11 protein-coding genes and 2 tRNA genes are annotated in these 13,025 nt (G+C 61.6%); 9 read left to right on the top strand and 4 right to left on the bottom strand.

Annotation, left to right across the window (positions count from 1 at the left end; translation table 11 throughout):
* Window positions 1–507: 507 nt before the first annotated feature.
* The 6 genes from Q7C30_RS02255 to Q7C30_RS02230 all read left to right on the top strand — a co-directional run bounded on the left by Q7C30_RS02255 (window position 508) and on the right by Q7C30_RS02230 (window position 6,246).
* The gene (locus Q7C30_RS02255; protein WP_317870507.1) at window positions 508–999 is read left to right on the top strand and encodes a hypothetical protein; all 492 of its coding nucleotides are present in this window, start codon (window positions 508–510) and stop codon (window positions 997–999) included.
* 100 nt (window positions 1,000–1,099) lie between these two features.
* Entirely contained in the window at window positions 1,100–1,612 is a 513-nt protein-coding gene (locus Q7C30_RS02250; RefSeq protein WP_317870506.1) for a hypothetical protein, read from the top strand.
* A 228-nt stretch (window positions 1,613–1,840) separates the two neighbouring features.
* Window positions 1,841–2,044, top strand: coding sequence for a ParD-like family protein (locus Q7C30_RS02245; protein ID WP_029611984.1), 204 nt, complete (start codon window positions 1,841–1,843; stop codon window positions 2,042–2,044).
* Entirely contained in the window at window positions 2,041–2,817 is a 777-nt protein-coding gene (map, locus tag Q7C30_RS02240; RefSeq protein ID WP_039579374.1) for a type I methionyl aminopeptidase, read from the top strand. The genes Q7C30_RS02245 and map overlap by 4 nt, the downstream gene beginning before the upstream one ends.
* A gap of 73 nt (window positions 2,818–2,890) precedes the next feature.
* A complete protein-coding gene (locus Q7C30_RS02235; RefSeq protein WP_029611986.1) occupies window positions 2,891–3,583 on the top strand; it encodes a DUF1266 domain-containing protein in 693 nt (230 codons plus the stop codon).
* Window positions 3,580–6,246, top strand: coding sequence for a molecular chaperone DnaJ (locus Q7C30_RS02230; protein ID WP_317870504.1), 2,667 nt, complete (start codon window positions 3,580–3,582; stop codon window positions 6,244–6,246). The genes Q7C30_RS02235 and Q7C30_RS02230 overlap by 4 nt, the downstream gene beginning before the upstream one ends.
* On the opposite strand, the gene Q7C30_RS02225 is transcribed toward Q7C30_RS02230, so the two are convergent.
* The 3 genes from Q7C30_RS02225 to Q7C30_RS02215 all read right to left on the bottom strand — a co-directional run bounded on the left by Q7C30_RS02225 (window position 6,240) and on the right by Q7C30_RS02215 (window position 8,361).
* Window positions 6,240–7,946 carry a molecular chaperone HscC gene (locus Q7C30_RS02225; RefSeq protein WP_317870502.1) on the bottom strand — a complete coding sequence of 569 codons (1,707 nt, stop codon included), beginning with the start codon at window positions 7,944–7,946 and terminating at the stop codon, window positions 6,240–6,242. The two genes, Q7C30_RS02230 and Q7C30_RS02225, sit on opposite strands and share 7 nt — an antisense overlap.
* A gap of 249 nt (window positions 7,947–8,195) precedes the next feature.
* Window positions 8,196–8,272, bottom strand: a tRNA-Asp gene (locus Q7C30_RS02220).
* A 13-nt stretch (window positions 8,273–8,285) separates the two neighbouring features.
* Window positions 8,286–8,361: transfer RNA gene (locus Q7C30_RS02215), tRNA-Val, on the bottom strand.
* A gap of 185 nt (window positions 8,362–8,546) precedes the next feature.
* Here Q7C30_RS02215 and rdgC point away from each other — a divergent pair.
* The 3 genes from rdgC (at window position 8,547) to sugE (ending at window position 11,026) form a co-directional block, all read left to right on the top strand.
* Window positions 8,547–9,467 carry a recombination-associated protein RdgC gene (rdgC, locus tag Q7C30_RS02210; RefSeq protein WP_200138536.1) on the top strand — a complete coding sequence of 307 codons (921 nt, stop codon included), beginning with the start codon at window positions 8,547–8,549 and terminating at the stop codon, window positions 9,465–9,467.
* Window positions 9,468–9,632: 165 nt separating this feature from the next.
* Window positions 9,633–10,583 (top strand): bile acid:sodium symporter family protein, encoded by a 951-nt coding sequence (locus Q7C30_RS02205; protein ID WP_317870500.1) that lies wholly within the window; start codon window positions 9,633–9,635, stop codon window positions 10,581–10,583.
* A gap of 125 nt (window positions 10,584–10,708) precedes the next feature.
* Window positions 10,709–11,026 (top strand): quaternary ammonium compound efflux SMR transporter SugE, encoded by a 318-nt coding sequence (gene sugE, locus Q7C30_RS02200; RefSeq protein WP_039579384.1) that lies wholly within the window; start codon window positions 10,709–10,711, stop codon window positions 11,024–11,026.
* Window positions 11,027–11,041: 15 nt separating this feature from the next.
* Here sugE and Q7C30_RS02195 read toward each other — a convergent pair whose 3' ends face one another.
* Complete coding sequence (locus Q7C30_RS02195) at window positions 11,042–12,916, bottom strand: MFS transporter (RefSeq protein WP_317870499.1); 1,875 nt, start codon at window positions 12,914–12,916, stop codon at window positions 11,042–11,044.
* Between the last annotated feature and the right edge of the window lie 109 nt (window positions 12,917–13,025).

Raw genomic sequence — 13,025 nt, 5'->3', positions numbered from 1 at the left:
TGCGCCACGTACTTGAGCGCCTGCCGTATGCATCGTCGGCGGCCGACTACGAAGCGCTTCTGCCGTGGAACTGCTCGCCAGAGATGCCACGGTAACCTGCTGCTCCATCATGTGATAGGTGGGGTTCATGGATCGCACTCGTTTAACCACGCGGTGCTCGGCTGCAAGCTACCGCCCGCGCTCATCGATCCGATCGCATCTTCGGACACTTCGACTTGCTGCGACGGGGGTAGCTTTGTAGGGTGCTGTTTCCATCGGCAACCTGCACGCTGTCCGCAAGGATGACCGGATACTGCATCCCCCCCTGATGGCAGAGCTCACCAGCGCCCTGACCGAGGCGGCGAAGATCGTCGGCATCACTGTTTCACCACGTTCAACGGGCTAGCAGTGGATCAGCTACGCAAGACTAACGGTTAGCTACCTGAAGGTACTCTCGGCAGTAAAAAAGCCGTACAGGAATACCCAATCAATCAGGGCCTCTGGGCTATCTGGATGCGAACTTTAGCTATGAAGATAATCAAATTCCGTGAAACCCGCTCTGGCTATAGCTTAGACAGTAGCGCCTATGGCGCGTACGTCGAAAGCGTGAAGCAACTGCTCCCTCCTGCCCTATACGAGTTCATGAGTGAGCCGTGGCATTATGACCCTTCTGATCGCAGATGCCTGCATGATGCACGGTTACATACTCTCACTGTGGAAGAGTATGAAAAAGAGGAGCGCACCCTCAACAATATTACTATTATTCTCGCCGGCGCCTACGGAAACACCCTTAAGCTTCACTACTACAACACTTCTCGTTACTCAATTGAGAAGAACACCACAGCATGGCCGGCCAATCATTCCACGCACGGAGATCTCATAATTGATGAAGTCATTGTTCTAGAACCCACCAACACATTTCAGCACGAAATAAGATTCGAGGACGCCACAATTAAAATAGTGTTTGAGGATTTTCTATACCTCACTGAAACAACAAACGATCAAGCAAACTCGCAGTGATTCACAAAATATTATTGATATGGATTTTTTGCTCTTTACCAATACGTATCACGACCTCTTGCCGAGGGCTTTAAGAATTAAAAACTCCAGATCCGCAGACTTGACCCGTGACAAGGATGGCGTAGTAATCGTTACACACCCCTTGTCTGCGAATAAAAATAGCGCCTACAAAATGATAAAGCTTACCCCTGAGAAAATAGAATTCACCATCGATACTACTTTTTTAACAGCCGCCTACAATGAAGCGGGCGATGTACGGCTAGAAATCGAAGCCCAGCGTCTCCATGACCATAAAAATGGAACACATTCAATTACTACTTTAGCGTTCGAAAATGTCGCTGAGCTACGCTGCATCACCCTCAACTTTTACAAATCAAATCATTTAAAATATCAAATACCAGGCATCAAAGATGACGAGTTGGAATACTGGGAAAAAACAGGCACACATCCTGACCCAAAATTTTACCAAGTCACCAACTCAGATTGGCTCATGGAAAAACGTGCAATCTATGATCCAGCAAATTTCCTTGAGCTCAAGCACTATTTGGTGGCGGGATATGATAGCTACGTAGAACTACTTGCCAGCCGCTATCGCTATTCCTTTTCGACGTAAATACACCACCTCTCGAGTTTATCGATAGGCCGCGACAGGTATTCAAGCAAAAGCTCGAAGCCAGGCTCAGACCCGTACTTTTAAATTTTTAAAACTTCGCGAAGCCGCAGGTCTCTAAAAATGAGTTTCAGAGCCTATCGTCAAGGTATAGGGCTGTGGACAAGGAAGCGTGACACACCCCCACCCCTCGCTATATGATCCATATACGTTTCATACCGAGCACTCCCCATGGGCATCGTCAAGATCTGCGACCACCTCCACGAAGACCTGCGCATTGCCAGCGGCGCGATGTCACGTTCGATCAACGCCCAGGCCGAGCACTGGATTCGCATCGGCATGCTGGCCGAGCTGCATCCTGAGGCGACCTACCCCGAACTCGTGCGCCAATTGCTGCGTCAGGAACACGCCACGCTCAAGGAGCTGTTGCAATGAGCAAACCGATCCTCAAGAACGCCGACCAGTTGGCCCTGATGCGCCGTGCAGGCGAGTTGCTGGCACGCGTCTTCGCTGACCTCGACGGCTTTATCCGCGCGGGCGTCACCACCCTGCAGATCAACGATCGCGCCGAAGCCTTCATCGTCGACACCCTCAAGGCGCGCCCGGCCAGCAAAGGCCAGTATGGCTTTCCCTATGCGCTGAACACCTCGGTCGACCAGGTGGTCTGCCATGGCATGCCGAACAAGGATGAAGTGCTGCAGGAGGGCTCGATCATCAACGTCGACATCACCCTCGAACAAGGTGGCTACATCGCCGACTCCTCGAAAATGTACTGCATCGGCGCGATCAGCGACGACGCCCGGCGCCTGGTCGACACCACGTATCAGGCCCTGTGGAAGGGCATCGAGCAAGTCAAACCCGGCGCCACCTTGGGCGATGTTGGCCATGCCATCCAACAGTTCGCCGAAGCCGCCGGCTACAGCGTGGTACGCGAGTACTGCGGCCACGGCATCGGCACACAGATGCATGAAGCGCCGCAAGTGCTGCATTACGGTCAGCGCGGTATGGGCATGAGATTGCAACCGGGGATGGTGTTCACCATCGAGCCGATGATCAACCAAGGCGCACGCGGTACCCGAACCCTCAAGGATGGCTGGACAGTGATCACCCGCGATGGCGGATTATCGGCGCAGTGGGAACATACCGTGGCCGTGACGGACCAAGGCTACGAGGTGCTGACACTGCGCGCCGAGGAAGCGGAGCGCTGAGACGCCCAGCGCATTGCTCAGCTGGACTCAACCTCCCTACAATTCCCGCAACACTTCAGCTTCGGACCCGCTCATGGACGAATCCGCCCAGCACTGGCTGCACGCCCTCTCCGCTCCCATGGCCGCGCTCAACGGCGCCAGCTTCACCGCCCCCGACTATTTCGAGGGCGATGATCAGACCGACCTGGAAAGCGGCTGGGGTATCACTACCCGTGCCCAGTTGCTGGACGTACTCAGCATGGCCGACAACGGCCATGCCTGTGAACTGAGCAATGCCTACTGGCAGTTCCAGCGGTGCCTGCCCAGCCAGTGGCAGGCGCTGCTGGAGACACTGCCGGCTCGCGACCGGGTCAAGTACGAATATGCGGCACGCACCTTCCCCGACTGCGGCCCTGGCGGTACGCGGGCCTGGGACCTCGGACGCATGAGCTTTCTGCTGCGCGCCGGGGTCAAGAAGGGGCATATCAGCCGCGAAGAAAGCCTCTACCTGCACTATCGCCTGGCTCTGCGCGCCCGCCACTACTACAACCGCTGGAACACCTACATCGCCGGTTATCTGTTCGGCAAAGCGTTGTGGAACGCGTCCGACAGCAGCGATGCCACCTTCGCCGCCGACCTGGAGCGCCAGGGCAGCGAGCACTGGAACCGCTGCATCGTCCTGAACCTGCGCATCGGCGCCCACGAATTGCTCGCCGACTTGCCCTGGGAATTGCCAATCGACGAGCCTGAACGCCCCACGACCCTGGAAGAGGATTGCTGGTCATGAGCTGCTGGATTCGCCTGGGTATCGAACCGACCCAGGACCTGGACACCATCCGTCTGGCCTACCGCAGCCGCCTGCCCACGCACCATCCGGAGACCGATCCGGAAGGCTTCCAGGCCCTGCGCGCGGCCTATGAAGAGGCCCAGCGTCTAGCGCGCGAGCACGTCGAAAACGCGCAAGCCGCGCAGTCCAATGACGAGGTCGCGCCGGCCAACGAGGCCCTCGACGCCTTCCAGGCGCTGCTCGAAGACTCGACCCGTCGCTACGAACCGCAAGCCTGGCTGGACTACATCGGCCAGCTCGACGAACTGCCGCTGGAGCAACTCGACGACCTCAACTGGCAGTTGCTGCACCGGCTGCGCCATTGCGGTCCGATCGCCTACCAGTGCGTACGTCTGCTGGCCACGCGGCTGGGCTGGGCCGAGCAACTGTTGCGCCTGCCGCCGGAAGAGGCCCAGGACGTCGCCGCCTTCTTGCAGCGTATCGAGGAGCCCGACCCCTTCGACACTCGGCTGATCCGCGACTGGTCACCCGCGGCGCAATTGGAAACGCTCTGGTATTTCCGCAGCCTTGGCTACTACCACCAGGAACGCCCGCTGTTCGAGTACACCCAGTTCGCCGACTGCCACACCTGCGTCGGTTTCCCGGCCGACGAAGACCTGGTGAGTCGCCTGACCCTGCAGTTCAGTCAGGCCGGGATTGGCAGCCGAACGCTGCATGCGCGCTTGCAGCAGCAGCACGAAATGGCGCCGGACGACGTCGACGTGCTGTACCTGCTCGCGCGCCAAGCCAGCGCCTTGGGCGCCGAGGAACAGGCATTCAATGGCTGGCTGCGGCTGTGGCGTGAACACCGGCATCCAGAGGCCGAGCGGTGGTTGCTCGACCTGTGCGCAGGCTATCAACCGCAACGCCTGCCGTTGCTGATCCAGGCGCTGGATCAGCAGAGCCTGCCGCACAGCTGGCCCGAGGATCTGACCGATCCCGCCCAGGCCTGCGGCTGTCCCGCGCAATCACCACAAACCCTGGCGCGCTGGTCCGAGGCCTCGCGCCTGAAGCTGGAGGGTTTCGCCGCCACGTTCATAGATTGGCGCCTGGACGGTGACGATGAATTGCCACCGCTGGCCTGGCTCCTGGCCGACCAGGAAGATCGCCTGTTGCAGCGCCGCTACTGGCAGGCCTGGACACTGCAACGTGGCGAAGCCGGGCTGCTGCGCAGCCTGCTCGATGAGCCCGCCAGCGGCGATCCGCTCGATGACCTCATCCTCGAAGGCTTTCAGCGCCAGGCCGCACAGCAATTGCACTGGCTCGAGCATTCCCCGGTGGTACGTGCACTGGTAGCGTTTTGCGCATCAGCACACCACGGGGCGGTCTTCCCAGAGGCGCTCAAGCAGCAAGCACTGCACCCTGTCTGCCGTGAATGGCTGCGACGCATGCGGGTGTATTCGCCGCAAGCGCTGGAGCGCTTGAACGAGGCGTTCGACATGCGCCGCATGTTCACGGTGCCATTCGGCATGCGGGTAATGAACGACATGGCGCGCCACGGCATCGAACTGCCGCCGATGGCCGAGGGCGCTGCACAGTGGGACTGGCATCGCCAGCAGTTGTTCATGCTGGCCACCATCGCTCAGCCCCAGCGCTGGCTGGACATGATCACGCCCAAGTTGCCAGGCCAACTGCAGTACGCGACCGAGCATCCGTTCTACCGCACCCATCGCCTGCTGCTGTCCACCCCGGCGCTGTTCCAGGAAAACAACGCCTTGCTGCGCTGCCTGGACGAGCGCGATCCCGTTCAGGCGCTGATGGCCACTCCACTGCATTACCTGGCCTACGCCTTCGCCAGCACCCGATTGCCGGGCGCGGTCAATCTGTTCGAGTGCTACCAAGGCAGTACCGACGTACTGGAAGAACACCCGCTGGGGGAACTGCTGCTGTGCGCAACCCTCTATCACAGCTCCGCGCTGGACAGCGAGCAACGGGCCTGGTTACGTGCACGCCTGGACACGCTGGGCGGCAGCGCTGCCTGGGTCGGCACACTGCGCACAGGCCTGATCGCCGGCAACGTCCCGCGCCTGCCCTATAAGGTGATCGAGCGTGAGGAAAAACTGGACGGCAAACTGCTCAAGACATTGGTGAGTGCCTTCAACACCTTGGTGAAATCCGCCAAACCGCCGCGCACCGTCGATTTGATGCGGCTGCAAAAAGCCAAGGACGATGCCGATCAGGACACCGGCCTGCGCTGCGCCGCCATGGCGTTGCTGGCGCGTACCGAAGGCCACCTTGCCGCGGCGGCGCGCGAGCCTCAGGCACCCTCCTGGGCCTTCTGGCGACTGAACAGCCGTATCAGCCGCAGCGACTTCGTCGCGCACTGCTTCGTCGCCTTGATGGGCGGTGCGGTGCTGACCGCGGTGGCCAAACTGCCAGAGCTTTGGGTCGTCGCGGTCTTGTTGATTCTGACTTCTGTGCTACGGCGCCTGCGTGACCTGGGCCAAGGCGTGCCGATGTTGATCGGTGTCCTGGCGATCTGCCGATTCGCGCCCTTCGCGCCTGCCGCACTGATGGTGGTGCCCGGCGACAAGCTGGCCAACCGCTACGGCCCGCCGCCGGACGATCCCGCACAGCTCAGCGAAGGGCTGCAAGTCGCCCTTCGCCATCTCAACGCTCAGTAACGCAACTCGTCCAGCGCCTGGCTCAACTGCAGGCGTTGACGACTGATCTCTGCCGCCTGCTGGCCGGCCAGCACCGCATTGAACGCGTCCAGCCAACTGCTGATCAGGTCGCGCTCATCGCCCAGGCTCTGCATCCAGGCCCGCTCCAGCCGCGCAAGCAAGGTGCGATTGGGCAAGGCATCGCGCGGGTGGATCTTAAGGCGTGCCAGGCGCTCGTGGCTGGCCTGGCGCGCCTCGCTGTCCAGGCCCGTGGGACTGCGGTCGATGCTGTGGCTGTGCTTGTGCCCGGTTTCGAGGAAGGTCACGTCGACTTCGAGCAGGCCGTTGATGTCGTAACTGAAGCGCACGTCCAGCGACTGCACCTGTCCGGTGGGCTGCAGCGGAATTTCGAAACTGTCGACCAGGATGTTGTCACGCACCCAGGGACGCTCGCCCTGATACACCGCGATTCGCACCACCTTTTGCTCCGGATGGGTACTGTAGAAGCGCTGCACGCGCGAGGTGGGGATCACGGTATTGCGTTCGATGATCGGGGTGAAGGCGCCGGACACTTCTTCGCCACGGGACGAGGCGACACCCAGGGTATAGGGGCACACGTCGGTCAGGATCAGTTCGTCGATCGCCGCGTCGCGGGCCTTGCAGGCCGCTTGGCTGGCAGCGCCCAGGGCGACGATGGTGTCGGGGTCGAGGTGGCGATAAGGCAGCCGACCGAACAGCTTGGCCACCAGTTGCTGGATCTGCGGCATGCGCGTGGCGCCCCCCACCAGCACCAGGCTGTCCAGCTCGCGCGGGCTGAGACGCGCGTCGCGCAGCGCCTGTTCGATGGGGGTGCGCACCCGCGCCAGCAACGGCGCCCAGATCGACTGCAAGCGCGTCTGGTCGAGCAGCCACTCGCGGGCTTGGCCGTCGCCATTCCAGGTCAGGGTCAGGCTACCCTCGCCAATGTCACGCTTCAGTTGCTCGATGGCATCGTGCAGGCTCGCCAGCGCTTGAGGCTCCAGGCTCTCCAGCGTCAGTTGCCAATCGCTCAGGCACGCCTTGAGCAGCGCATCGGTGAAATCTTCACCACCCAAATAGTTGTCGCCAGTGGAGGCATGCACTTCGATCAGCGGCAAGGCGTACTCCAGCACCGTGACATCGAAGGTGCCGCCCCCTAGGTCGAACACCAGCGTGCGCTCGAACTTCTGTTCGTGCAGACCATAGGCCATGGCGGCAGCCGTCGGCTCGTTGATCAGGCGCTGCACCTTCAGCCCCGCCAGCTCGGCCGCGAACACAGTGCGCTTGCGCTGCTCGTCGCTAAAGTAGGCCGGCACGGAAATCACGGCCTCGCTCACCGGGCAGCCGAGATAGGCCTCGGCATCCTGCTTGAGCGAGCCGAGCACCAGGGCCGACAGCTCTTCCGGCGTGAAGCGGTGCTCGCCCAGTTCGAAACGCTTGTCACTGCCCATGAACCGCTTGAACGCTGCGGCGGTGCGATGGGGATGGGTGGTGAGGCGGGCACGGGCGGCACTGCCCACCAAGATGCTGCCGTCTTCATCGACACTGACCACCGAGGGCGTCAGCACCTCGCCCACGGCGTTGGCGATGAGCTGTGCTTTACCGTCCTGCCAGACGGCAATGAGGCTGTTGGTGGTACCCAGGTCGATACCCAGCAAGGGGGCGGATTCGACGGGCGTTGGAGAGGAGCTGGCATCCTGCATGGTCGGTCTCTGCTGGCAAAGGAGAGCCGGGCGCGCGGCCTGCTGGCGGCATCCGGCGTAGCGGGAGATTCTGACCTAATGGGACCGCGAGTTGAAGGCGAAGATGCAATCGGACTTCAGGCAAGGGGGCGCGCCGGGCTGAAACTCGCGTGAAACCGACTTGGAAAAACGACGGGCACAAAAAAAGCGACCCTAAGGTCGCTTTCTTTGCTGCTTCCGGGTGTTCAGTGGGCCCTGGAAGCTGGAATATGGCGCAGCGGACGGGACTCGAACCCGCGACCCCCGGCGTGACAGGCCGGTATTCTAACCGACTGAACTACCGCTGCGCTATACATCGAGTGGTGGGTGATGACGGGATCGAACCGCCGACCCTCTGCTTGTAAGGCAGATGCTCTCCCGGCTGAGCTAATCACCCTTCGTCTCGGTGTGGCGCGCATTCTACGGACGACCCTTCACCCTGGCAAGCACTTTTTTCAAATTTTTTTTCTGATCTTTCAATGACCTAGGAATAAGTGACTACTGGCCCTGTGACAGGGTTGGCCTGCGAGCACCGCTCGGAGAATAATGCCCGCCTTATGCATTAAGGAGAGCTTTCCCCCCATGTGGTTCAAGAACCTGCTGACCTACCGCCTCACCCAGGATGTTCCCTTCGAGGCCGAGGCACTGGAAGCGGCACTGTCCAGCAAACCGGCCCGCCCATGCGCCAGCCAGGAGCTGACCACCTACGGCTTCGTCGCCCCCTTCGGCAAAGGCGAAGACGCGCCCCTGGTGCATGTCAGCGGTGAGTTCCTGCTGATCGCCGCGCGCAAGGAAGAACGCATCCTGCCCAGCAGCGTGGTCAACGATGCCGTGAAGGAAAAGGTCGAGGAAATCGAGACCGAGCAGATGCGCAAGGTCTACAAGAAGGAACGCGACCAGATAAAGGACGAGATCATCCAGGCCTTCCTGCCGCGCGCCTTCATCCGCCGCTCGATGATCTTCGCTGCCATCGCCCCGCGCCAGGGCCTGATTCTGGTCAACTCGGCCAGCGCCAAGCGCGCCGAAGACCTGCTGTCGACCCTGCGCGAAGTGATGGGCTCGCTGCCTGTGCGCCCGGCCACGGTGAAGATTGCCCCAAGCGCGACCATGACCGACTGGGTCAAGTCGCAGCAACCGGCCGAAGGCTTCTATCCGCTGGACGAATGCGAGCTGCGCGACACCGCCGAAGACGGCGGCATCGTGCGCTGCAAGCGCCAGGACCTGGCCAGCGAGGAAATCCAGCTGCACCTGAGCACCGGCAAGCTGGTGACGCAACTGGCTCTGGCCTGGCAGGACAAGCTGTCGTTCGTGCTCGACGACAAGCTGGTGATCAAGCGCCTGAAGTTCGAGGAGTTGCTGCAGGAGCAGGCCGAACAGGACGGCGGCGACGAAGCCCAGCAGCAATTCGATGCCAGCTTCCTGCTGATGATGATGACCCTCAACGAATTCCTCCCGCTGCTGTTCGAAGCCCTCGGCGGCGAAGAGATTCCCCAGGGAGTCTAAAAGCAGCTGCAAGCTTCGAGCTACAAGCTGCAAGAAAGATCAAAAGCGATACGGCGGTGCTCTCACGGGCACCGCTTTTACTTGCAGCTTGCAGCTAAAAACTTGCCGCTGCTCCTCTTGCAGCTTGTAGCTCGAAGCTTGCAACTGAACCGGAGGTTCCCCCCCATGCGTGCGCTCGCCGCCCTCAGCCGCTTCGTCGGCAACACTTTTGCGCTGTGGGTGCTGTTGTTCGCCTGCCTGGCGTTCCTGCAACCGCAGTGGTTCATCGCACTCAAGGTGGCCATCGTGCCGCTGTTGGGGCTGGTGATGTTCGGCATGGGGCTGACCCTCAAGCTGGACGACTTCGCCGCCCTCGCCCGCCAGCCCTGGCGGGTGGCGCTCGGGGTGGTGGCGCATTTCGTGATCATGCCGGGCATGGCCTGGTTGCTGTGCCAGCTGTTCCACTTGCCAGCGGAGATCGCGGTGGGCGTGATTCTGGTGGGCTGCTGCCCGAGCGGGACCGCGTCGAACGTGATGGTCTGGCTGTCCAAGGGCGATCTGGCGCTGGCGGTCGCGATCGCGGCGGTCACCACCCTGCTCGCCCCGCTGCTGACGCCAGCGTTGATCTGGCTGCTGGCCTCGGCCTGGTTGCCGGTCTCGTTCATGGACATGTTCTGGTCGATTCTGCAATTGGTGATGCTGCCCATCGTGCTCGGCGTGCTGGCGCAGAAGCTGCTCGGCGCGCGGGTCCAGTTGGCCGTTCAGGTGCTGCCGCTGGTGTCGGTGGTGAGCATCGTGATGATCGTCTGCGCGGTGGTGGCCGCCAGCCAGGCGAAGATCGCCGAGTCCGGCCTGCTGATCATGGCGGTGGTGATCCTGCATAACAGCTTCGGCTTCCTGCTCGGTTACCTGACCGGCAAGTTGTGCAAACTGCCGTTGGCCCAGCGCAAATCACTGGCGCTGGAGGTGGGCATGCAGAATTCAGGGCTGGGCGCAGCACTGGCGGCTGCACACTTCTCGCCCCTGGCGGCGGTGCCCAGCGCACTGTTCAGCGTGTGGCACAACATTTCCGGGGCGTTGCTTTCGACCTGGTTCAGGCGCATGGAAGCGCCCGATCAAACCTCTGTCCAGCGGTGACCGGGCAGGCCTCTTGCCCGGCAACGGCCAGATGTGCACCATAGTGCGCACGGTGAGGACGACCTCACGACGCACTGCGTGACCATTCCGGGGACGGCCCCATCTCGCAACGATGGAGACCCATCATGTCCTGGATCATTCTGTTCTTCGCCGGCCTGTTCGAGGTCGGCTGGGCCGTCGGCCTGAAGTACACCGACGGCTTCACCCGCCCCCTGCCCACTGCCCTGACCGTTGCGGCCATGGCGGTCAGCCTTGGCCTGCTGGGACTGGCCATGAAAGAACTACCGCTGGGCACTGCCTACGCCATCTGGACCGGCGTCGGCGCAGTGGGCACGGTCATCGCTGGCATCATCCTGTTCGGCGAATCCATGGCGCTGGTGCGCTTGGTCAGCGTCGCGCTGATCGTCGCCGGCCTGATCGGCCTGAAGGTCAGCGCTAGCTGACCCTCAGCGCACCCTTCAACGGCGCGCGCCGCGCAGGGCGCTGACCTGTTCGCGCAGCGCCTCGGGCTGGGCCGCCTCCACGGAGATGGCGGCCCCAGCCACCAGCGTCACCCGTGACCACAAGCGGCGTAGGAAGCCCTTGGCAGGATCGCGACTGAAGAAGCTGCCCCACAAGCCCTGCAACGCCAGCGGAATCACCGGCACCGGGGTTTCCTGCAGAATCCGCTTGACCCCGCCCTTGAACACGTCGATCTCGCCATCGGCAGTCAGCTTGCCCTCCGGGAAAATACACACCAACTCGCCTGCCTGCAGATACTCGGCGATGCGCGCGAACGCGCGCTCGTACGTCGCCGCGTCTTCGCTGTGCCCGGCGATGGGGATCGCACCCGCCGTGCGAAACACGAAATTCAGCACCGGCAGGTTGTAGATCTTGTAGTACATGACGAAACGTATAGGCCGACGGATCGCACCGCCAATCAGCAGCGCGTCGACGAACGAGACATGGTTGCACACCAGCAATGCCGCGCCTTCGTCGGGAATGCGGTCCAGGTCGCGGTGCTCGACGCGGTACATGGAGTGACTGAGCAGCCAGATCAGGAAGCGCATGGTGAATTCGGGCACGATGCTGAAAATGTAGGCATTGACCGCGATGTTGAGCAGCGACACCACCAGGAACAACTGCGGGATGCTCAGCTTCGCCACGCTCAGCAAGCCGATGGTGACCAGCGCCGACACCACCATGAACAGGGCATTGAGGATATTGTTGGCGGCGATCACCCGCGCGCGCTCCTGCTCAGGGGTGCGTGCCTGGATCAGCGCATACAGCGGCACGATATAGAAACCGCCGAACACGCCCAGGCCGATGATCGACGCCATGATCCACCAGGCCTGGTGCAGCCCCAGCAGACTCAACCAGTCGTGAGGTGCGTCAGCCACCGGAACATCACCCGAATGCCACCACCAGAGCAGACCGAACAGGGTCAGGCCGAACGAGCCGAAGGGCACCAGACCGATTTCAACCTTGCGTCCGCTCAAGCGCTCGCACAGCAGCGAGCCGACAGCAATACCGACCGAGAACAGGGTCAACACCAAGGTGACCACCGTCTCGTCGCCGTGCAGCCAGTCCTTGGAATAGGCGGGAATCTGCGTCAGGTAGATCGCACCGACGAACCAGAACCATGAGTTGCCGACGATCGAACGCGACACCGCAGGCGTCTGCCCCAGGCCCAGGCGCAAGGTGGCCCAGGACTGTTTGAAGATGTTCCAGTCCAGTTGCATCTGCGGCGCCACCGCCGCCGCCCGAGGGATCCAGCGGCTGGCCAGATAACCCAGCACTGCGGTGCCGACGATGCCGCCCGCCACCACGCTGGCGTAGTCGGTAGACGACATCATCACCCCGGCGCCGATGGTGCCGGCCAGGATCGCCAGGAAGGTGCCCATCTCCACCAGCCCGTTGCCGCCGACCAACTCCTGCTCGTGCAGCGCCTGCGGCAGGATCGAGTACTTCACCGGACCGAACAGCGCCGAATGCGTGCCCATGGCGAACAGGGTGAGCAGCATCAGCTCAAGGTGACCGCTGAGAAAGCCCACGGCACCGATCGCCATGATCGCCACCTCGGCCAGTTTGATCGCCCGAATCAGCGCGTCCTTGGCGAACTTCTCACCAAACTGCCCCGCCAGCGCCGAGAACAGGAAGAACGGCAGGATGAACAGCAGCGCGCACAGATTGACCCAGATCGAGCGATCACCTTCCAGGCTGAGTTTGTAGAGGATGGCCAGGATCAGCGACTGCTTGAACAGGTTGTCGTTGAAGGCGCCCAGCGATTGGGTGATGAAGAACGGCAGGAAGCGACGCTTGCCGAGCAAGGTGAATTGCGAGGAATGACTCATCGTCCTTGTTCCTGAGAGGGCTTTGTCATTTGAAGGGTGCTCATCGTGAGAGGCGACAAATCTGCACGTGAATGCACACCTCTGGCAACCGCCTCAGGGCGAATCCGTT

It is taken from the genome of Pseudomonas sp. RAC1, from assembly GCF_030658255.1.
Lineage (GTDB): Bacteria > Pseudomonadota > Gammaproteobacteria > Pseudomonadales > Pseudomonadaceae > Aquipseudomonas > Aquipseudomonas boreofloridensis.
Note: the sequence above shows the minus strand (reverse complement) of the source record. Positions and strands in the feature narration are given on the sequence as shown.